The sequence below is a fragment of the Ramlibacter alkalitolerans genome, assembly GCF_016722765.1.
Taxonomy (GTDB): domain Bacteria; phylum Pseudomonadota; class Gammaproteobacteria; order Burkholderiales; family Burkholderiaceae_C; genus Ramlibacter; species Ramlibacter alkalitolerans.
On record NZ_JAEQND010000004.1, the window covers coordinates 225,756 to 245,563 of the forward strand.

General features: G+C 70.1%; 17 protein-coding genes. 9 read left to right on the forward strand and 8 right to left on the reverse strand.

All coding sequences use genetic code 11. From position 1 onward, the window contains the following. Positions 1 to 74: 74 nt before the first annotated feature. The 6 genes from JI746_RS08505 to JI746_RS08530 all read left to right on the forward strand — a co-directional run bounded on the left by JI746_RS08505 (position 75) and on the right by JI746_RS08530 (position 7,752). A complete protein-coding gene (locus JI746_RS08505; protein ID WP_201688463.1) occupies positions 75 to 1,430 on the forward strand; it encodes a substrate-binding protein in 1,356 nt (451 codons plus the stop codon). 67 nt (positions 1,431 to 1,497) lie between these two features. Continuing rightward, positions 1,498 to 2,373: a branched-chain amino acid ABC transporter permease gene (locus JI746_RS08510; RefSeq protein ID WP_201688465.1), complete on the forward strand. Its 876-nt coding sequence runs from the start codon at positions 1,498 to 1,500 to the stop codon at positions 2,371 to 2,373. Beyond that, entirely contained in the window at positions 2,373 to 4,262 is a 1,890-nt protein-coding gene (locus tag JI746_RS08515; protein WP_201688467.1) for a branched-chain amino acid ABC transporter ATP-binding protein/permease, read from the forward strand. Before JI746_RS08510 ends, JI746_RS08515 begins: the two co-directional genes overlap by 1 nt. Then, a complete protein-coding gene (locus JI746_RS08520; protein WP_201688469.1) occupies positions 4,249 to 4,947 on the forward strand; it encodes an ABC transporter ATP-binding protein in 699 nt (232 codons plus the stop codon). The genes JI746_RS08515 and JI746_RS08520 overlap by 14 nt, the downstream gene beginning before the upstream one ends. An 80-nt stretch (positions 4,948 to 5,027) precedes the next feature. Continuing rightward, a complete protein-coding gene (locus tag JI746_RS08525) occupies positions 5,028 to 7,049 on the forward strand; it encodes a M3 family metallopeptidase (protein WP_201688470.1) in 2,022 nt (673 codons plus the stop codon). A gap of 37 nt (positions 7,050 to 7,086) precedes the next feature. Next, complete coding sequence (locus JI746_RS08530; protein WP_201688471.1) at positions 7,087 to 7,752, forward strand: glutaredoxin family protein; 666 nt, start codon at positions 7,087 to 7,089, stop codon at positions 7,750 to 7,752. Between the two features lie 118 nt (positions 7,753 to 7,870). Here the strand turns inward: JI746_RS08530 and rpiA are convergent, their stop codons facing one another. After that, complete coding sequence (gene rpiA / locus JI746_RS08535; protein ID WP_201688473.1) at positions 7,871 to 8,542, reverse strand: ribose-5-phosphate isomerase RpiA; 672 nt, start codon at positions 8,540 to 8,542, stop codon at positions 7,871 to 7,873. 40 nt (positions 8,543 to 8,582) lie between these two features. On the opposite strand from rpiA, the gene JI746_RS08540 reads away from it, so the two are divergent. Next, complete coding sequence (locus tag JI746_RS08540; RefSeq protein ID WP_201688475.1) at positions 8,583 to 9,653, forward strand: quinone-dependent dihydroorotate dehydrogenase; 1,071 nt, start codon at positions 8,583 to 8,585, stop codon at positions 9,651 to 9,653. A gap of 102 nt (positions 9,654 to 9,755) precedes the next feature. Here JI746_RS08540 and JI746_RS08545 read toward each other — a convergent pair whose 3' ends face one another. From JI746_RS08545 to JI746_RS08565, 5 genes are all read right to left on the reverse strand, one after another. After that, on the reverse strand, positions 9,756 to 10,871 hold the full coding sequence (locus JI746_RS08545) for an NAD(P)/FAD-dependent oxidoreductase (RefSeq protein WP_201688476.1): 1,116 nt from the start codon (positions 10,869 to 10,871) through the stop codon (positions 9,756 to 9,758). After that, positions 10,871 to 11,722 (reverse strand): N-formylglutamate amidohydrolase, encoded by an 852-nt coding sequence (locus JI746_RS08550; RefSeq protein ID WP_201688478.1) that lies wholly within the window; start codon positions 11,720 to 11,722, stop codon positions 10,871 to 10,873. Before JI746_RS08550 ends, JI746_RS08545 begins: the two co-directional genes overlap by 1 nt. A 32-nt stretch (positions 11,723 to 11,754) precedes the next feature. Further along, the gene (locus JI746_RS08555) at positions 11,755 to 12,660 is read right to left on the reverse strand and encodes a lytic transglycosylase domain-containing protein (protein WP_201688483.1); all 906 of its coding nucleotides are present in this window, start codon (positions 12,658 to 12,660) and stop codon (positions 11,755 to 11,757) included. Between the two features lie 121 nt (positions 12,661 to 12,781). Further along, a complete protein-coding gene (locus JI746_RS08560; RefSeq protein ID WP_201688485.1) occupies positions 12,782 to 13,810 on the reverse strand; it encodes a uroporphyrinogen decarboxylase family protein in 1,029 nt (342 codons plus the stop codon). A 47-nt stretch (positions 13,811 to 13,857) separates the two neighbouring features. Continuing rightward, entirely contained in the window at positions 13,858 to 14,958 is a 1,101-nt protein-coding gene (locus JI746_RS08565) for an MFS transporter (protein WP_201688487.1), read from the reverse strand. A gap of 182 nt (positions 14,959 to 15,140) precedes the next feature. Here JI746_RS08565 and JI746_RS08570 point away from each other — a divergent pair, with 182 nt between their 5' ends. Continuing rightward, the gene (locus JI746_RS08570) at positions 15,141 to 16,583 is read left to right on the forward strand and encodes a D-alanyl-D-alanine carboxypeptidase family protein (protein WP_201688489.1); all 1,443 of its coding nucleotides are present in this window, start codon (positions 15,141 to 15,143) and stop codon (positions 16,581 to 16,583) included. A 127-nt stretch (positions 16,584 to 16,710) separates the two neighbouring features. Then, positions 16,711 to 16,971 carry a hypothetical protein gene (locus JI746_RS08575; protein ID WP_201688492.1) on the forward strand — a complete coding sequence of 87 codons (261 nt, stop codon included), beginning with the start codon at positions 16,711 to 16,713 and terminating at the stop codon, positions 16,969 to 16,971. 19 nt (positions 16,972 to 16,990) lie between these two features. Here JI746_RS08575 and JI746_RS08580 read toward each other — a convergent pair whose 3' ends face one another. Together JI746_RS08580 and JI746_RS08585 are read right to left on the reverse strand one after the other, a co-directional pair. Beyond that, complete coding sequence (locus tag JI746_RS08580; protein WP_201688494.1) at positions 16,991 to 18,445, reverse strand: DegQ family serine endoprotease; 1,455 nt, start codon at positions 18,443 to 18,445, stop codon at positions 16,991 to 16,993. A gap of 61 nt (positions 18,446 to 18,506) precedes the next feature. Beyond that, positions 18,507 to 19,808: an ATP-binding protein gene (locus JI746_RS08585; RefSeq protein ID WP_201688496.1), complete on the reverse strand. Its 1,302-nt coding sequence runs from the start codon at positions 19,806 to 19,808 to the stop codon at positions 18,507 to 18,509.

Consider the following 19,808-nt stretch of genomic DNA (forward strand, 5'->3'; position numbering starts at 1 on the left):
AAGGCCCATGCCCCGTACATATCACGGCACGATACATTCCGTTGCTTCACCGGCCCGTCGTCAGGAGAAGAGCCATGCAGAAACCTGCCTCCCCCTTGTTGGTTCCCAGCCGCAGAGACTTCATCGGCACCGGCCTCGCGGCCGCGGGCAGCATTGCCCTGCCCGCAGGCCTGGCGCTGCCAGCGCACGCGGCGGACGAACACCCGCCGATCGGCACCTGGCCCGCTGGCGTGGCCGGCGACTCCGTCTTCATCGGCATCAGCGTGCCGCGCACCGGCACCTATGCCGTGCAGGGTGAGGACGAGCTCAAGGGCTACCAGCTCGCCATCGAGCACATCAACGAGGGCCATCCGCTGATCAAGGCCATCTCGCCCAACACGAAGAAGGGCGTGCTCGGCAAGCAGCTGAAGTACGGCGTCGCCGACTCCGCCGCCAAGCCGAACGAAGCAGTGCAGGCGCAGCAGCGCTTCATCACCGAGAACAAGGCCATCGTCATCACCGGCGGAACCTCGAGTGCGGTCGCCGTGGCGCTGAACAAGCTCGCGCAGCGCGAGAAGGTGCTGTTCGTGTGCGGCATCTCGGGCTCCAACGACACCACCGGCAAGGACTGCGTGCGCTACGGCGTGCGCCAGAACTTCTACGGCCAGACCGCCGCCGACGCGATCGGCCCGCAGCTGCTGAAGGTCTACGGCAAGAACCGCAAGGCCGCGTTCATGACGCCCGACTACACCTACGGCCACACCGTCACCAAGTCGGTCAACGACTACCTGACGAAGAACGGCGGCTGGCAGATGGTGACCAACCAGGTCTCGCCGCTGGGCGCGCCCGACTACAGCTCCTACCTGACCAACATCGCCAACTCCGGCGCCGAGATCCTGGTCAACGTGAACTGGGGCCACGATGCCGTGCTGTCCACGCAGCAGGCCAAGCGCTTCGGCCTGCTGCCGAAGATGAAGCTGGTGATCCCCTACCAGATCCCGTTCCTGGCGCGCGAGGTCGGTCCCGACGTCACCGAAGGCGTGTATGCCGCCACCGACTTCTGGTGGACGCTGGAAGACCGCTTCCCGCTGGCCAAGATGTTCGTCGAGACCTTCGAGAAGAAGTTCGGCTACAAGCCCGAGTGGGGCGCCGAGAACGCGTACATGGAGTTCGCGCTCTGGGCCGAGGCCGTGGAGCACGCCGGCACCTTCTATCCGCCCGACGTCATCAAGTCCTACGAGTCGCCGCGCAAGCTCAATTCCCTCGTCGGCGAAGTGAGCTGGCGGCCGCAGGACCACCAGCTGATCCGGCCGGTGATCATCGTGCGCGGCAAGAAGCCGAGCGCCATGCGCAACAAGGAAGACTACTGGGAAGTGGTCGAGGTCGTTCCTGGTGCGCCGTTGATGCAGAAGCCGGACGCATTCGGCTGCAACCCCGGCTCCTACACCTGATACTGGGGTTGTTCCCGCGGTCGCGGGCGGCGCATGCGCCGGCCCGCGACCCTTGCGCGCGCTTTTCATGCTGACCTGGTCCAACTTCCTTTCGCAACTGTTCAATGGCCTGGCGCTCGGCGCCCTGCTGGCGCTGATCAGTTCCGGCCTCACCATCATCTACGGCACGCTGGGCGTGCTGAACCTCGCGCATGGTTCGATGTTCATGCTCGGGGGGTACGCGGGCTATGCCGCCTACCAGGCGACCGGCTCCTTCGTGCTCGCGCTGGTCTCGGGCACCGCCTGCGTCGGCCTGCTCGGGCTGCTGATGGAGCGGGTGATCATCCGCCACTTCTACGACCGGCCCGATGAAGACCAGCTGCTGGTGACCTTCGGCCTGTCGATCTGCTTCGTCGAGATCATCCGCTTCATCTTCTCCAGCCAGTCGCTCACGGTGCAGGCGCCCGAGGTGTGGAGCGGCATCACGTCGCTGGGCGTGATGATGTACCCGACCTACCGGCTGGCGGTGGTCGGCATCTGCGCGCTGGCGCTGCTGGTCCTGTACCTGGTGCTCTATCGCACCCGCCTGGGCATGATCGTGCGCGCCGGCATCGACGACGCGGTGATGGTCGACTCGCTCGGCATCAACGTGTACCGCGTGTTCATGGTGGTGTTCGGCATCGGTGCCATGGCAGCGGGCTTCGCGGGCATCGTCAACGCGCCGGTGGTGTCGCTCACGCCGGAGGTCGGCGAAGCGATCCTGGTGCAGACCTTCGTGGTGGTGGTGATCGGCGGCGTCGGTTCCTTCCCGGGCGCCATCCTCGGCGGGCTGATCGCCGGCGAGATCATCAGCCTCACTTCCATGGTCAACCCCGGCTACGCCTACATCATGCTGTTCGCCGCCATGACGCTGGTCCTCCTGGTGCGGCCCCACGGCCTGCTCGGCACGCGGGGGCGCGAGTGATGCCCCGGCAAAGACGCTTCCTGTTCGAGGTGCTGGCGGCGATCTGCCTGATCGCCGTGCCTTTCGTGCTGCCCTACCTGAACGCGGCGCCCAACACGGTCAACCGGATCCTCGTCTGGGGCCTGTTCGGCCTGGGCTTCGACATCCTGTTCGGGTACACCGGCCTGCTGTCGTTCGGCCAGTCCGCCTTCTTCGGCACCGGCGGCTTCGTCGCCGCCTACCTGCTCACGCGGGCCGGCTTCCCCAACGTGATGCTGGCGCTGGTGATCGGCATGGCCGCGGCGGCGGTGGTCGGCTACCTGATCGGCCTGCTGGCGCTGCGCCGCACCGGCATCTACTTCGCGATGATCACGGTGGCCATCGCGGAGATCTTCTTCTTCGTCGAGTTCAACCCGCTGAGCGAGTGGACCGGCGGCGAGAACGGCCTGCCCGGCGTGCCCACGCCCAGCCTGAACCTGGGCTTCACCACCCTGCACTTCACCTCGGGCTGGTCGCTGTATCCCTTCCTCGCCTTCTGCTACTTCGTCGGCCTCGTGCTGGCACTGCGGGTGGTGCGCTCGCCGGTCGGCGCGGTGCTGGTGGCGATCCGCGAGAACCCGCTGCGCGCCGCCGCCGTCGGCCACAACGTCTGGGCCTACAAGCTCACGGCCTTCGTGATCGCCGCGGCCTACGCCGGCCTGGCGGGCGGCCTGCTGGGCGTGCTGCAAGGCTTCATGCCGCCGGACGCCTTCATGTTCGACACCTCCGGCCAGCTCGTGATCCAGACGGCCATCGGTGGCCGCGGCACCCTCGTCGGCCCGCTCGTGGGCGCCGCCGTCTGGCTGTTCCTGCAGGACTTCCTGCAGGCCACGCTCAAGCTCGGTGCCGCCTGGAAGCTGGTGCTGGGCCTCGTGTTCGTGCTGCTGGTGTGCTTCCTGCGCCAGGGGATCATCGGCGGCATCAAGGGCCTGTTCGTGCGGGCGACCACCCGCGCGCCGGCCGCCGCCGAGGCCGGGAGCGCAGCGCCCCAGCTGACCGCCGAAGAGGAGCAACGCGCCGCCCACCAGCGGGTGCAGCGCGAGCAGCGCCAGGTCGCCGCCATGCCAGCCGTCCACCATGCCGACGCTTCCTTCCGCGGCCCCATCCTGCAGGCGACCGGACTCACCAAGCGCTTCGCCGGCGTCGTCGCCAACGAAGGCATCGACTTCACGGTCCGCGCCGGCGAGCTGCGCGGGATCATCGGCCCCAACGGCGCGGGCAAGTCGACCTTCTTCAAGATGCTCACGTGCGAGATCGCCCCGACCAAGGGCAAGATCGTGTTCGAGGGCCGCGACATCACCGGCCTGGGCGTGACGGACGTCTGCCAGCTCGGGCTCACCAAGAGCTACCAGGTCAACCAGCTGTTCAACCGCCTCACGGTGCGCCAGAACGTGGAGATCGCGGCGCTGGCGGAACTGCGCGGCAAGTTCAAGCTCGACCTGCTGCGCAGCGTGGCGAGCGTGCCGGGCCTGCAGGAGCAGGTGGAGCACACGCTGGCCCTGGTCAACCTCGGCGCCCGCGCGGACGCACCCGTTTCCGAACTGGCCTATGGCGAGAAGCGCCGGCTCGAAGTGGGCCTGGCGCTGGCCTCCTCGCCCTCGCTGCTGCTGCTCGACGAACCGCTGGCCGGCATGAGCCCCAGCGAGCGCGTCGAGACCGTCGCCCTGCTCAAGTCGATCGCCAAGGGCCGCACGATGATCATCATCGACCACGACATGGACGCCCTGTTCGAGCTGGCCGAGCGCATCACGGTGCTGCAGGAAGGGCGCCTGCTGGTGGAGGGCACGCCGCAGGAGATCAAGCGCAACCCGCAGGTCCAGGAAGCTTACCTGGGCGGCATCCACGAAGTCCTGCAGCATGAGCCTGCTTGAAGTCCGCGGCCTGAACAGCTACTACGGCGATTCCCACATCCTCTTCGACGTGGGGCTGCACGTCGAGAAGAACGAGGTGGTGGCCCTGCTGGGGCGCAACGGCGCCGGCAAGAGCACCACCTTGAAGAGCCTGATGGGCGTGGTCACGCCGCGCACCGGTTCGGTGGTGCTGGACGGCGTCGAGCTGGCCGGCCGCAAGAGCCACGCGATCGCGCGCGCCGGCATGCAACTGGTGCACGAGGAGCGGCGCATCTTCGCCAGCCTCAGCGTGGAGGAGAACCTGGTGCTGGCCAGCCTCACCGCCCCGGACCGCTGGCCGCTGGAACGCGTGTACGCCATGTTCCCGCGCCTGAAGGAGCGCCGCGAAAGCCGCGGCACCGACCTCTCCGGCGGCGAGCAGCAGATGCTGGCGATCGGCCGCGCGCTGATCCGCCAACCGAAGATCGTCCTGCTCGACGAGCCGTTCGAAGGCCTGGCGCCGGTGATCGTGCGCGACCTGGTGGACGCCTGCCGCGAGCTCGCCGCCGCCGGCCAGACCATCGTGCTGGTGGAACAGAACCTGGCCGCGACGCTGGCGCTGGCCGACCGCGTCTACATCCTCAACAACGGCCACATCGTGCACGAAGGCTCGGCCGAAGCGATCCGCCGCAGCCCGGACATCGTCGAGCGGCACCTGGGCGTGTAGCCGCGGCGGTCCCGCGCCGCCATCCGCATTCCCGTTGCCGGGGGCATTGATGTGGCGCGCACTGCCGCAAAATGAGCGTCATGAGCAATCCCCTCCTCGATTTCAACGATCTTCCCCTGTGGGACCAGGTCCGGCCGGAGCACGTGGCGCCGGCCGTCGATGAACTGCTGGCCCAGGCCGACCAGGCGCTGGCCAAGGTGACCGAGCCCGATTTCCCGGCCGACTGGAACGGCATGGCGCGCGTGCTCGACGTCGCCACCGAGCGGCTCGGCCGCGCCTGGGGCATGGTCGGCCACCTCAATGCCGTCGCCGACACGCCGGAGTTGCGCGCGGCGTACAACGAGGCCCTGCCCCGCGTCACCGAGTTCTGGACCCGCCTGGGGTCCAACGAGAAGCTGTACGCGAAGTACAAGGCGATCGATGCGGCCAAGCTCACCAGGGAGCAGCAGCAGGCGCTCAAGAACGCGATCCGCAACTTCGTGCTCTCCGGCGCCGAACTGACCGGCGCCGCCAAGGAGCGCTTCGCGCAGATCCAGGAACGCTCCGCCGAGCTGTCGCAGAAATTCAGCGAGAACGCGCTCGACGCCACCGATGCCTTCTCCTACTACGCCAGCGAGGAGGAGCTCGATGGCGTGCCGCAGGACGTGGTGCAGGCCGCCCGCGCGGCCGCCGAAGCGGAAGGCAAGCCGGGCTACAAGCTCACGCTGAAGATGCCCAGCTACCTGCCGGTCATGCAGTTCGGCCACGACACGCAGCTGCGCGAGCGCCTCTATCGCGCCTACGTCACGCGCGCGAGCGACCAGGGCGACCCGAAATTCGACAACAGCGCGCTGGTGCGCGAGATCCTCGCGCTGCGGCGCGAGGAAGCGCAGCTCCTCGGCTACAGGAACTTCGGCGAGGTGTCGCTGGTGCCGAAGATGGCCGAATCGCCGGCGCAGGTGGTGCAGTTCCTGCGCGACCTCGCGCGCCGGGCCAGGCCGTATGCGCAGAAGGACGTGGACGACATGCGCAGCTTCGCCGCCGGCAAGCTCGGCATCAGCGACCCTCAGGCCTGGGACTGGCCCTACATCGGCGAGAAGCTCAAGGAGGAGCGCTACGCCTTCAGCGAGCAGGAGGTCAAGCAGTACTTCACCGCGCCCAAGGTGCTGGCGGGCCTGTTCAAGATCGTCGAGACGCTGTTCGAGGTGCAGATCCGGCGCGACTCGGCGCCCGTGTGGCACCCCGGCGTGGAGTTCTACCGCATCGAACGCGGCGACCAGCTGCTGGGCCAGTTCTACCTCGATCCCGCCGCCCGTACCGGCAAGCGGGGCGGCGCCTGGATGGACGACGTGCGCGCCCGCTGGCTGCGCCCGGACACCGGCGGCCTGCAGACCCCGGTCGCCCACCTGGTGTGCAACTTCGCCGAGGGCGTGGAAGGCCGCCCGGCCCTGCTCACGCACGACGACGTGATCACCCTGTTCCACGAGTCCGGCCACGGGCTGCACCACATGCTCACGCAGGTGAACGAGCGCGACGTCTCGGGCATCAGCGGCGTGGAATGGGACGCGGTGGAGCTCCCCAGCCAGTTCATGGAGAACTTCTGCTGGGAATGGGGCGTGCTGAAGCACATGACGGCGCACGTGGACACCGGCGAGCCGCTGCCGCGCGAGCTGTTCGACAAGATGCTGGCGGCCAAGAACTTCCAGAGCGGGTTGGGCACCCTGCGCCAGATCGAGTTCGCGCTGTTCGACATGCTGTTGCACACGGACCACGATCCGGCCGCCGACTTCATGCCGCTGTTGCAACAAGTGCGTGAAGAAGTCTCGGTGCTGCATCCGCCCGCGTTCAACCGCATGGCGCACACTTTCAGCCACGTGTTCGCGGGCGGGTACGCGGCGGGCTACTACAGCTACAAGTGGGCCGAAGTCCTCAGCGCCGACGCCTATGCGGCCTTCGAGGAAACCGCCGGTGACGACGGCATGCCCAGCGTGCGCACCGGCCGCAAGTACCGGCAGGCGATCCTGGAGGCGGGCGGCAGCCGCCCGGCCATGGAGTCCTTCAAGGCCTTCCGCGGCCGCGAACCGACGCTCGATGCCTTGTTGCGCCACCAGGGAATGGCCTGAGACAATCAGCCCAACAGCAGGAATTGCAAGGATGTCGATGTCTTCTGTCCGTCTGGCGGCGCTCGCCGCCGCCCTGGCCTGCGCGTCGCTGTGGGGCACGGCGGCCCACGCGCAGGTCTATCGCATCGTGGGACCCGACGGCCGCGTGACCTTCTCCGACCGGCCGCCGCCCGATGCCAATGCCACGCCGGCGCCCTCCCTGCCGCTGCCGGCATCGACCGGTTCCGCTGCCACGGCAACGCTCCCGTTCGAGCTGCGCAACGCCGCCACCCGTTTCCCGGTGACGCTCTACACCGGCAAGGAGTGCGGCCCGTGCGAAGCGGCGCGCAGTTTCCTCGCGAACCGCGGCATCCCGTTCACAGAGAAGACGGTCAGCACCGATGCCGACGCGCGTGCCGTGCGCAACCTGAGCGGCGCCAACAGCCTGCCCTTCGCCACCGTCGGCGGCCAGCACCTGGTCGGCTTCTCCGACTCGGAATGGGCGCAGTACATGGACGCGGCCGGCTACCCGCGCACTTCGCAGTTGCCGCCCGGGTACCGCAACGCGCCGGCCACGCCGGTCGTCGCCGTGGAGCCGGTACGACGCGCCGAGCCCGCCGCCGCCGCCCAGGCACCCGCCCCCGCGCGGGCCCAGGCACCGCAGGCGCCGCTGCCGCTGCCTAGCGATCCTTCGCCTTCGAACCCGCTCGGGCTGCGCTTCTAGCCTGGTGTTCGACTCCTGACGGTACGAATGCAGCCCGCGGAAGCGGACGGGGAGCAGCGTCGCCTCCGATCCGGCCCGGACCGAAGGCAAAGAGCGCAGCGCGGCACCGCAACGGATCCTAGAAGTTCAGCACCTGCACGCCGCCGCTCGTTCCCAGCAGGCACACGGCGGCTTTCTGCTGCGCGAACACGCCCACCGTCACGACGCCGGGCCACTGGTTCACCTCGGTCTCGAAGGCGAGCGGGTCGCGGATGGCCAGCCCCGTCACGTCGAGGATGTGCTGGCCGTTGTCGGTCACCAGCGGCTGGCCGTCCTTCAGGCGCACGCGGGCGGTGCCGCCCAGGGCGGCGAACTGGCGCACGATGCGCTGCGTGGCCATGGGGACGATCTCCACCGGCAGCGGAAACTTCCCCAGCATGTCGACGCGCTTGGAGTCGTCGGCGATGCAGACGAAGCGGCGCGACTGCGCCGCCACGATCTTCTCGCGCGTGAGCGCGGCGCCGCCGCCCTTGATCATGCAGCCCCGGCCATCGATCTCGTCGGCGCCGTCGATGTACACGGCGAGGTCCTCCACCTCGTTGGCGTCGAACACGCGGATGCCGATCGCGCGCAGCCGCTCCGTGGAGGCCACCGAGCTCGAGACGGCGCCGCGGATCTGGTCCTTCATCGTCGCCAGCGCCTCGATGAACCTGTTCACCGTGGAGCCCGTGCCCACGCCCACCACTTCGCCGAGCGGCACGTAGTTGAGGGCGGCGCGCCCCACCAAGGTCTTGAGTTCATCCTGCGTCACGCGACAATCCCCGGTTTGGTCTGGAAACCGGAATTATCGGATGTCGCTGCTGCCCTACGCCCTGGCCCGCCCCTTCCTCTTCGGGCTCGATGCCGAAGCCGCGCACGAACTCACCCTGGGCACGCTGGCGCGCCTGCACGGCACGCCGCTGCAATGGGCCTGGCGCAACCGCTTCGTGCCCGATGCGATCGAGCTCGCGGGCCTGCGCTTTCCGAACCGCATCGGCCTGGCCGCCGGCCTGGACAAGAACGCGCGCTGCATCGACGCGCTCGGTGCGATGGGCTTCGGCTTCGTCGAGGTCGGCACCGTCACGCCGAAGCCGCAGGCGGGCAATCCGAAGCCGCGCCTGTTCCGCCTGCGCGAGGCCGACGCGCTGATCAACCGCCTGGGCTTCAACAACGACGGCCTCGACGCCTTCGCCGCCAACGTGCAGCGCTCGCACTTCCGTGCGCAGGGCCGCCTGCTCGGACTGAACATCGGCAAGAACGCGGTGACGCCCATCGAGCAGGCCACCGGCGATTACCTCACCGGCCTGTCCGGCGTGTACCCGCACGCTGACTACGTGACGGTGAACATCTCCAGCCCGAACACGAAGAACCTGCGCGCGCTGCAAGGTGACGAGGCGCTCGACGCCCTGCTGGCGGCGCTGGCCGCGCGCCGGGAGGAACTCGCGATCCAGCACGGGCGGCGCGTGCCGCTGTTCGTGAAGATCGCGCCCGACCTCGACGAAGCGCAGGTGGACGTGATCGCGGCCACGCTGCGCCGCCACGGCATGGACGGCGTCATCGCCACCAACACCACCATCTCGCGCGATCAGGTGCAGGGGCTCGCCCATGCGCAGGAAACCGGCGGCCTGAGCGGCGCGCCGCTGCTCGCAGCCAGCAACCGCGTGATCACGCAGCTGCGCGCGGCGCTGGGCGCCGGCTATCCGATCATCGGTGTAGGCGGTGTGATGAGCGCCGACGACGCGGTGGCGAAGCTGCGCGCCGGCGCGGACGTGGTGCAGATCTACACCGGACTGATCTATCGCGGCCCGGCGCTGGTCGACCGGATCGCCCGCGCCTTCGCGGCGCAGCGCACGACGCGGACTGGCGGTGAGCGCACGATGTAGGCTGGCGGTGAGCGCCGAAGGCCGAACCCCAGCGCTGGGGTTCGCGCAGCTCACCACCAGCCTACGAGCGGAGCCCACCAAACGCGCAGGACGACTCCGGCTTCAACCGATCTGGCCAGCAACCACTTCCGCAATCGCCAGCGCGCTCGTCAGCCCCGGCGATTCGATGCCGAACAGGTTGACCAGGCCCGCCACGCCGTGCAGCGCCGGGCCGTCGATGCGGAAATCCGGAGCCTTCTCGTGCGGGCCATGGATCTTGGGCCGCACGCCGCTGTAGCTGGGCGCCAGCACGCCATCCGGCAAGGCCGGCCAGTAGCGCCGCACTTCCGCATAGAAGGCGTCGGCGCGCGCCGGATCGACGCGGTAGTCGATCTGTTCCGGCGCGGCGACGGCTAGCCATTCGATGTCGGGACCGAACTTGGCCTGGCCGCCCAGGTCCAGCGTGAGGTGCGTGCCCAGGTGCGCATCGCCCGGCGCCGGGTAGATCAGGTGCCTGAACGGGGCCCGGCCACTGAGCGCGTAGTAGTTGCCCTTGGCGAACCATTCGCGCGGCACGAAGCGCGCGTCCAGGCCCTCGAAGCGGCGCGCCAGTGCGCAGGCATGCAGCGAGGCCGCGTTCACGAGGATGTCGCAGGCGAGTTCGGAGCCGTCGGCGAAGCGCAGCACGTGCGGCTCGCCGGCGCGCGGCGCCAGGCGCGCAGCCACCGCTTCGCTGCCCAGGGCGACCATGCCGCCCGCGCGTTCCAGGTCGCCCTGCAGCGCCAGCATCAGGCCGTGGCTGTCGACGATGCCGGTGGTGGGCGAGTGCAGCGCCGCGATGCATTGCAGCGCCGGCTCCAGCGCCCGCGCCTGAACGCCTTCGAGCCATTCGGCGGGCACGCCATTGGCGGCGGCGCGGTCCTGGAGCCCACGCAAGGCGCGCACTTCGCCTTCGTCGTTGGCCACCGTGAGCTTGCCGCAGCGCCGGTGTTCCACGCCGTGCGAGGCGCACAGCGCATAGAGCAGTTCCTTGCCCCGCACGCACAGGCGCGCCTTGAGCGAGCCGGGCGGGTAGTACAGGCCGGCGTGGATCACCTCGCTGTTGCGCGAGCTCACGCCCTGGCCGATGGCGGGCTGCGCCTCGGCGACGATGGTCTCGTAGCCCGCCTGCGCCAGCGCGCGGCCGACCGCGAGGCCGACGACGCCGGCGCCGATCACGACGGCCTGGACGCGATCCATCAGGCCAGCTTGCGCGGATCGGTGGCGAGCAGTTGCTGCACCAGTTCCTGCAGGTGCCCCTTCAGGCGGGCGAAGCCCTCGTGCGGTGCCAGCGTCTCTTCATCCATGTACAACTTGCGATTGACTTCGACCTGGATGCTGTGCCGCTGCGCCGCCGGGTCGCCGTAGCGCCGCACCAGTTCCACGCCCTTGTACGGATGGTTGTAGGCCACCGAGTAGCCCAGGCCGCGCAGCACCTCGCAGACGCGCTGCGAAAGCGCGGGCGAGGCCGTGCTGCCGTCGCGGTCGCCGATCACGAAGTCGGCGTGGACCAGGCCGGGGAAGTCGGTCGAATAGGCCGAGGAGATGGCCGGCATCGAATGGCAGTTCAGGTGGATGCTGTAGCCGTGGCGCGCATGGGCCGCCGCGATGGCAGCGGCCACGGCCTGGTGGTAGGGCTGCCAGCAGCGCTCGATGCGCCCGCGCACCTCCTCGGCGCGCAGCTTGCGGTCGTAGAGCGGCTCGCCTTCGTCCGTGCAGCGCCAGATCAGCCCCTTGCCGAGGCGGACCTTGGCGAGCGCGACGGGTTCGGTGGCGGTGGCGCCATCCCAGCCGTCCTCGATCATGTCGACGTCGATTTCGGTGACGTTGCGGTTGGCATCGAGGTAGCTGCGCGGGAACAGCGCCTCGACCCAGGCCACGCCGAGGGCGGGCGCGAAGTCGTAGAGCTTTTCCACGTGCGTGTCCTCGGCCCGGCGCAGCACGTGCAGCGGCAGGCGGGAGCGGAAGTCTTCGGGATAGTTCACGCCGCTGTGCGGCGAATCGAGCACCAGGGAGGCGCTGCCCGCGAGGGTTCGGACGAGCGAAGTCATCCCCCGATTGTCGCGCAGCGGAAGATCGGGCTTCAGCTGTCGCCCGGGCCGGACGGCGTGCTGCTGGTCCAGCGCACGCGGCCACCCGATTCGCGCGTGACCGAGCCGTTGGACCAGACCACGTGCTTGCCCGAGCGGCGGCCGTCGGCATCGCTGCCGCTGCCGGACCACTCGATGGTGCCCACGACGCTCGGCGCTTCCGGGGAGGTGCTCACGCGCTGCACGGTGGCCTTGGGCAGCGCCGGCAGTTCCAGCTTGCCGCCTGCCAGGCGCTCCGCCTGGCGCGCACCGGCGCGCACGTTCTCGATGTGGCGCTGCGTCTCCACCGGCAGGTCGGGATGGCTGACGCCGTTCCAGCGCTCGCGCGCCGCGCTGGAGAGGTTGTAGTAGATCGAGATGCCTTCGCGCAGCCGCGCCGCGCGTTCGGCGCCGGCCAGCCGCAGGCCGTCGATGCGGCGGGCGCTCCACTGGCCTGCTTCCTTGAGCAGCCTGGCGGCGGCATGCACCGCCTCCACCGGATCGTTGACATTGCGCACCCCCAGCGCGCGGGCCGTGGCGGGCTCCAGCTGCGCCAGGCCTTCGCTGGTCACGCCGTTGCGGCCCATGCCGGCGCGCGGCACCCAGCTCGTTTCGGCGCTGATCACGCCGTACACGTCGCGCCAGTCCAGGCCGACCTCGGCCAGGCCGGCGCGTTCGGCCGCCGCGCGGGTGAGCAGCAGGCGCGAGCCGGGATCCGGCGTCTGCACTTCACGCTGGCCCACGCGCACGGTCACCCAGCGCAGCTGCGAACGCAGTCGTTCGTAGTACGAGTGCACGGCGGTGGTGGCCTCCGCGGACCCGGCGTGGGCCGCGACCGGGCAGGCCACGCTGGCTGCGATGCAGGCGACGGCCAGCGCGGACTGCGCGGCGAAACGGACGAACGAGGACGGGGTACGCATGGCTCCTTTTCCTGACAGCCATGTCAGACCCGTCCCACACGCAAGGTTCAGGGCCGCGCCGTGAAAAGGACACGGAAACCGTGTCGGAGACGTCCGACAAGACGGAACGTCGCCGGCTGGCTCAGCCCTGGCCGAACTCCGCCCGCAGCATCCTGGCCGCCGCCACCATCGCGACCAGCTTGCCCTGCGCCACCTCGCGCGGCAGGTACTTCATGCCGCAGTCCGGCGCCAGGATCACGTTCTCCGGCGCGACATGCTCCAGCGCGCGCCGTACCCGGTCGGCGACGATCTCCGGCGTCTCGACGTTCATGTCGTTGAGGTCGAGGCAGCCCACCAGCACCTGCTTGCCCTTCAGTTCGCGCAGCACGCGCGTATCCAGCTTCGACTGCGCCGTCTCGATCGAGACCTGGCCGCAGCGGCAGCCCGCCAGCTCGGGCAGGAAGGAGTAGCCGTTGGGCTTCTCGTGCGTCACGAAGGCATAGCCGAAGCAGATGTGCACGCAGGTCGTGCCCTGCACGCCCTCCAGCGCGCGGTTGAGGGCCTGCAGCCCGTACTCGCGCGCCTTCTCCGGCCGCGCCTGCATGTAGGGCTCGTCGATCTGGACCACGTCGGCGCCGGCGGCGAACAGGTCCTTGATCTCCTCGTTCAGCGCCGCCGCGTAGTCCATCGCGGCTTCGGCCTCGCCCGGGTAGAAGTCGTTCTGCGCCTGCTGCAGCATCGTGAACGGGCCGGGCACGGTGATCTTGGTGCGGCGCGTGGTGTGGGCCTTGAGGAACTTCAGGTCCTGCACTTCGACCGGCCGCATCCGGCGGATCCGCCCCACGATGCGCGGCACCGGGTTGGGCAGCCCGGCGCGGCCCATCATCACGCCGGGGTTGTCCAGGTCGACGCCCTCCAGGGCCGTGGCGAAGCGGTTGGAATAGCTTTCGCGCCGGATCTCGCCGTCGGAGACGATGTCCAGGCCCGCCTCTTCCTGCCAGCGGATCGCCAGCAGCGTCGCGTCGTCCTGCGCCTGCGCCAGGTACGGCTCGGGAACGCGCCAGAGTTCGCTGGCGCGCACGCGCGGAGGCAGCCGGCCGGTCAGCTTCTGCCGGTCGATGAGCCAGTCGGGTTGCGGATAACTGCCGACGATGGTGGTGGGAAAGAGCATGCGGCGCAATCTGGCACAGCGGTGCCCGGGCCGCAAGGGGGACGCAGCTAGTTGCGCCTCCGCCCGGCGTACACCCCGCCCACCCCCATCAAGGTCGCGATGGCCCAGAACAGCGGCGCCAGCCCCAGCGCGCTGCTGAAGACCCCGACGCCCAGCGGCAGTACCGTCTGGCCCAGGCCGATCATGGCCATGCGCAGGCCGACGGCCTCGCCGGTGCGCTCCGGCGGCGCGGTCACGTGCAGGAGGCTCATGATCACGGGCTGACCGCAGCCGAGCACGGCCCCGAGCACCACGGCCAGCGGCAGCATGGTGCCCAGCGTGCGGCAGAACGGGAAGGCGAGGTAGCCCAGGCCCGACAGGGCCAGCGCGGTGCCGATCAGCGGCCACTCGCCGAGCCGCCGGCTGATCCAGGGCAGTGCCAGCCGCACCGAGGCGCTGCCGATGCCGAAGCCGCCGGCCACCAGCCCGATGGCCGTGGCCGTGAGGCCGCTGCGGGCCCCGTGCAGCGGCACCAGGAAGGTGAACAGGTCCCACCCGGCCGCCACCAGCGTGCTCACGACCAGGACGGCGCGCAGGGGCGGCAGCCGCAGCAGGTCCATGACGGCGGTCTTGCCGGTCCGCGCCGAGGGCTCCGGCCGGGAGACGGTGGGCGCCCGCCACAGCAGCGCGCCGGCGACCACCGGCAGCATGGCCAGCAGGGCGAAGGTCATGGCATAGCCCACGCGGTCGATGCCGGCGCCGGCCAGCATCGGCCCGAACAGCGCGGACAGCGAGTAGCCGACGGCGGTCAGGCCGAAGGCGCGCGTGCGACCGGCCACGCCCGCGACATGGCCGATCGCATGGTTGATGGCCACGTTCACCACGATGAAGGACGTGCCCACGACGACGGTGCCCAGCGCGAGGCCGGACAGCGACTGCAGGGAGGCGATGACGAGCTCGCCGGCGATGAGCGCGAGCAGCGCGACCAGCGTCGGGCGCCGGTAGCCGACGCGGTCCACCCAGCGGCCGATGTGGGCGGCCGTGAAGGTCGGCACCAGCATCAGCAGGCTCATGAGGATGCCGACCGTGAGCACGGAGCCGCCCAGGTGCAGTGCCTGCAGCGAGATGGCGAGCCGGGCGCCGGCAAAGCTGGCATGGGCGACGACCACCAGCAGGATCAGGCGCAGGGGGGAAGCGGGAGGGGAAATTTCAGCCGGACGGGAGCGGGACGACGGCGCCGATGTTAACTTGGCACGCGGTCCATCGTCGGCGGACTACAGAAGCTTCGTCCCTTTGCCGCGGTATGGCGCCGGGTCGCTGGGTAGAGTTGCGCGGGAAGGACAAAGCACCCATGCCCTCTTCCACCAAGAACAAGGACCTCCGGCTAGCCATCCTCGTGGCCGCGGTGGTCGCCGCGGCCGGCCTGGTGCCGCTCGCGTACCACTACGGGAACGCCCACCGGGCCGCGGCCCCTCCCACGCAGGTGGCAGGCGCGCCTGCGCCGGCCGCCCCGGCCGAGACCGAAGCGGCCCCGCCGGCGCCGCCCGGCGCCGAAGTGGTCCCGCCGGAGGAGGCCGAGAGCGATCGCGGCCCGGCATCGGCCACGCCTGCGGGCCCCGCCATGTCCTTCGGCCGGGCCGCGGGCCTGCACCTGACGCCCGATCCGCTGCACCTCAGTGCAAGCGCCGCCCTGGTGATGGACCAGGACACCGGCCAGGTGCTGGCGCAGAAGAACCAGGACGCCGTGCTGCCGATGGCCTCGCTCACCAAGCTGATGACGACGCTGCTGGTGCTGGAGGCGAAGCAGCCGATGGACGAAGTCCTCACCATCACCGAGGACGACGTGGACAACGAGCGCCACAGCCGCTCGCGCCTGAAGGTGGGCACCCAGCTCACGCGCGAGGAGGCGCTGCGCCTGGCCCTGATGTCGAGCGAGAACCGCGCCGCCCACGCGCTCGCCCGCGCCTATCCCGGCGGGATGCCCAAGTTGCTGGAGGCGATGAACGCGCGGGCCAAGGTGCTGGGCATGGCCAGCACCACCTACGTCGATCCGACCGGCCTGTCGAACCGCAACCAGTCCACCGCGCACGACCTGGCGCTGCTGGTGGCCGAGGCCTCGAAGAACCCGGTGATCCGCGAGTTCTCCACGACGCCGACGCACCTGGCCTCGCTCAATGGCCGCACGCTGCAATACCGCAATTCCAACCGGCTGGTGCGCAGCGACAGCTCGGGTTGGGACATCGAGCTGCAGAAGACCGGCTACATCGTCGAGGCGGGCCGTTGCCTGACCATGCTCGCCAAGGTCGGCGGCCACAACCTGATCATGGTGCTGCTGGACTCCGGCAGCAACTCGACCCGGCTGACCGATGCGCAGCACCTGCGCAAATGGGTCGTGGCGCAGAACGGCTGGGAGGATGCGCCGGTGCTTGCGAAGGCACCTGCGCCGGCGCCGCGGGCGACGGTGGCGGCGAAGGAACGGCCGGCCAAGTCCGTGAAGCTCGCGGCGGCCAAGGCGCACAAGGCGAAGAAGGGGCACAAGGCAGGCAAGGAGAGCCCGGACGAGGAGAAGCTCGCCGCCGCCAAGGACCGCCCGGGCAAGGCCGAGAAGCTCGCGGCGGCCAAGGCGAAGAAGGCGGAAAAGGCCGAGAAGGCCTCGAACCGGAAGGCCGCCAAGGAGCCCACCGAAGTCGCCGCCACCAAGAAGCCGCATTCATCGACCGAAAAGGCGGATGTGGCGAAGAAGGGCGGGCGCGTGAGCAAGACCTACGCGGCCCGGACGGAACATAAGGGCTAAGGCAAGCGCCTTAGGCGCGGGGCTGAGCGGAACTCCCCTATTCCCGCTGCGCGCAGGCGTGCTCGACACTGGAATCGCAAAGCGGCCCAAGCGCGTGCGTCAAACGCGCGGCCGTGGGGGAGAAGCGATGATTCCAGTCAAGACGACCGCCGGCCAGCAGGTCCTGAAGGACCGCTCCATCAAGCTGACGCCGCGCCAGCGCGCGGCGCTGATCCTGATCGACGGCAAGCGCAGCCTGGTGGACGTGCTGCAGGCCACGAGCGCCGCCGGCATCGACCGCGGCGACCTCGAACGCCTGTTCCACCTCGAACTCGTCTCGGCCACCGGCGACGGCACGGGCTCGCTCGGCACCGAACCGACGCAGGCCTCGCCCCTCGGAGAGGAGTGAGGCCCCGGGGCTGTTCGCGTCAGCCGATGCGGATCGGCACGAAGATCTTGTCTTCGCCGCGCTGGATCAGCAGCGCGACGGACTTGCTCGACTTGCCCACCGCGGCCTTGACCTGATCCGGCGTGGTCACCGGGGTGCCGTTGACCGCCAGCACCACGTCGCCGGGTTCCACGCCCGCGGCTTCCGCCGGGCCGCTCACGTCGGCGACGACGACACCGGTGCGCAAGCCGCTCTCGGCCTTTTCCTCCGGCGCCAGCGGCCGCAGCGCGAGGCCCAGGCGCGCGCCCTCGCCCGAATCGGGCGTGGCAGCCGCGGCCACCTTGTCGTTGCTGCTGCGGGCCAGTTCGGCCGTCACCTGCACCTTCTTGCCTTGCCGCCACACTTCCATCGCCAGCCGGTCGCCGGGCGCGGACAGGCCCACGATGGCGGGCAGGTCGCCGGAGGACACGATCGGCCGCCCGTTGGCGGAGCGGATCACGTCCCCCGCCTGGAGGCCGGCGCGTTCGGCGGGGCTGTTCTTCTCCACGTTCGCCACCAGCGCGCCTTCCGGGCGTTCGAGGCCGAAGGAGTCGGCCAGCGACTGGTTCACTTCCTGCACCGCGACCCCGAGCCTGGCGTGTTCGACCTTGCCGTGGGCCACGATCTGGTCCTTGATCTTCACCGCCAGGTCGATCGGGATCGCGAACGACACGCCCTGGTAGCCGCCGGACTGGCTGTAGATCTGCGAGTTGATGCCGACGACCTCGCCGCGCGCGTTGAACAGCGGGCCGCCGGAGTTGCCGGGGTTCACCGCGACGTCGGTCTGGATGAAGGGCACGGCGCTGTCATCGGGCAGCGAGCGGCCCTTGGCGCTCACCACGCCGGCGGTCACGGTGTTCTCGAAACCGAAGGGCGAGCCGATCGCCAGCACCCATTCGCCCGGACGCAGCGCTTCGGCGCTGCCCATCGAGACGACGGGCAGGTTGCCGGCATTGATCTTCAGCACCGCGACGTCGGTCTTCGGGTCGCTGCCCAGGACCTTGGCGCGGAACTCGCGGCGGTCGGTGAGCTTCACCGTCACGTCCGTCGCATCCTTCACGACGTGGGCGTTGGTCAGGATGATGCCGTCGGCGCCGACGATGAAGCCGGAGCCCTGGCCGCGCACCGGCACGTCACGCGGTCGCACGCCGCGCTGGAACTGGCGGAAGAATTCGAGCGGGTCGCTCATGTCGGGCGAGGCCTGCGCGTGCCCGGTGACGCTGATGTTCACCACGGCGGGGCCGTAGCGCTGCGTGATCAGCGGGAAGTCCGGCATCACCACGCTGCCGGCACCGGGCGTGGGGGAAGCGACGCTGGGCGGGGCCATCGGCGCCAGCACGGCGGCCGTGGCGGGGGTGGAGGCATGGTGCACCGCCTCGACGGCGGCGCCACCGACGATGCCGGCACCCAGCAGGGCCAGCACCAGCGGAGCGGATTTCAGGTTGACGTTCTTCATGGACGGGGTTCCTCGTGAGTTCCGGACCCCTGCAATGTGCGGCCGCTGCCTTAGAACAGGCTTAAGGTGCCTGGGCGGGAAAGCGCAGCTCGAAGCGGGCCCCGCCCAGCGTCGGCGATGGCACCAGGCGCACCTGCGCCCCCAGCCGTTCAGCCACCGTGCGCACGATGGCCAGGCCCAGCCCGCTGCCCGCCGCGTCGGTGCCGGGCACGCGGTAGAAGCGGTCGAACACGCGCTCCCGATCGGCCTCGGGCACGCCGGGGCCGCTGTCGTCCACCGCGAGCCAGGCGCCTTGCGCATCGCGTCCGATGCCGATGTCGATGCGGCCGCCGGCCGGCGTGTACTTGATCGCGTTATCGAGCAGGTTGCGCAGGATGAGGTGCAGCGATTCGCGCGGGGCCTGCACCACCACCGCCTCGCTGGTGGCCAGCCCCAGGTCCAGTTGCTTCGCGTGCGCCGTCGGCAGCAGCGCGGACACGCACTGGCGGGCGAGTTCCTCCAGGTCCACCGGCTCGCCCTCACCCTCGGCCGCGCCTTCCTGCCGCGCCAGCGCGAGCAGCTGTTCGACCAGCGCGATGGAGCGCTCGATGCCGGCACCGAGCTGCTGGGTGGCGGCGCGCCGTGCCTCTTCGTCGCGCGCGCGTTCGGCGGCCTGCAGCTGCAGCTTCAGCGCGGTGAGCGGCGAACGCAGTTCGTGCGCCGCATCGGCCACGAAGTGCTGCTGCGCCTCCAGCGTGTCCTGCACGCGTGCGAACAAGGCGTTGAGCTCGCTCACCAGCGGCTGGACTTCCTCCGGCACGCCTTCGGCGCTGAGCGGCGAGAGATCGCGCGCGGCCCTTGCGGCCACCTGGCGCCGCATGCGGGCCAGCGGCGCGAGCGAACCGCCGATCACTGCGCCGACGGCCAGCATCAGCAGCGGCGCCAGCAGCAGCACCGGCGTGACCGCCTTCGCCGCCAGTCCGCGCGCCCGCACCTCGCGTGCATCGAGGTCCTGCGCGATCTGGATCGTGTGCTCCGGCGTCTGCAGCGTGTAGATGCGCAGGCGGATGCCGTTGATGCGCGAATCGGAGAAGCCCAGCACGGCCTGCGAGGGCAGCTCGCGGCCGTTGGAGCGGTAGATGGTCGAGCCGTCGGCGCCCCACACCTGCACCGAGTACTCGGAATCGTCGTCGCCCGGCGCGAAGGGCACGCCGCCATGCACCGAACGGGCCACCTCCTCCAGGTGGAAGTCGAACATGCGATCGGCTTCGCGCAGGGCGGAGCGGTAGGCACTCGCCGCCTGCAGCATGGTGACGACGCCGATCGCCGCCAGCACCAGCCACATCAGCCGGCGGCGCAGCGACCACGAAGCGGCCGCCTGCAC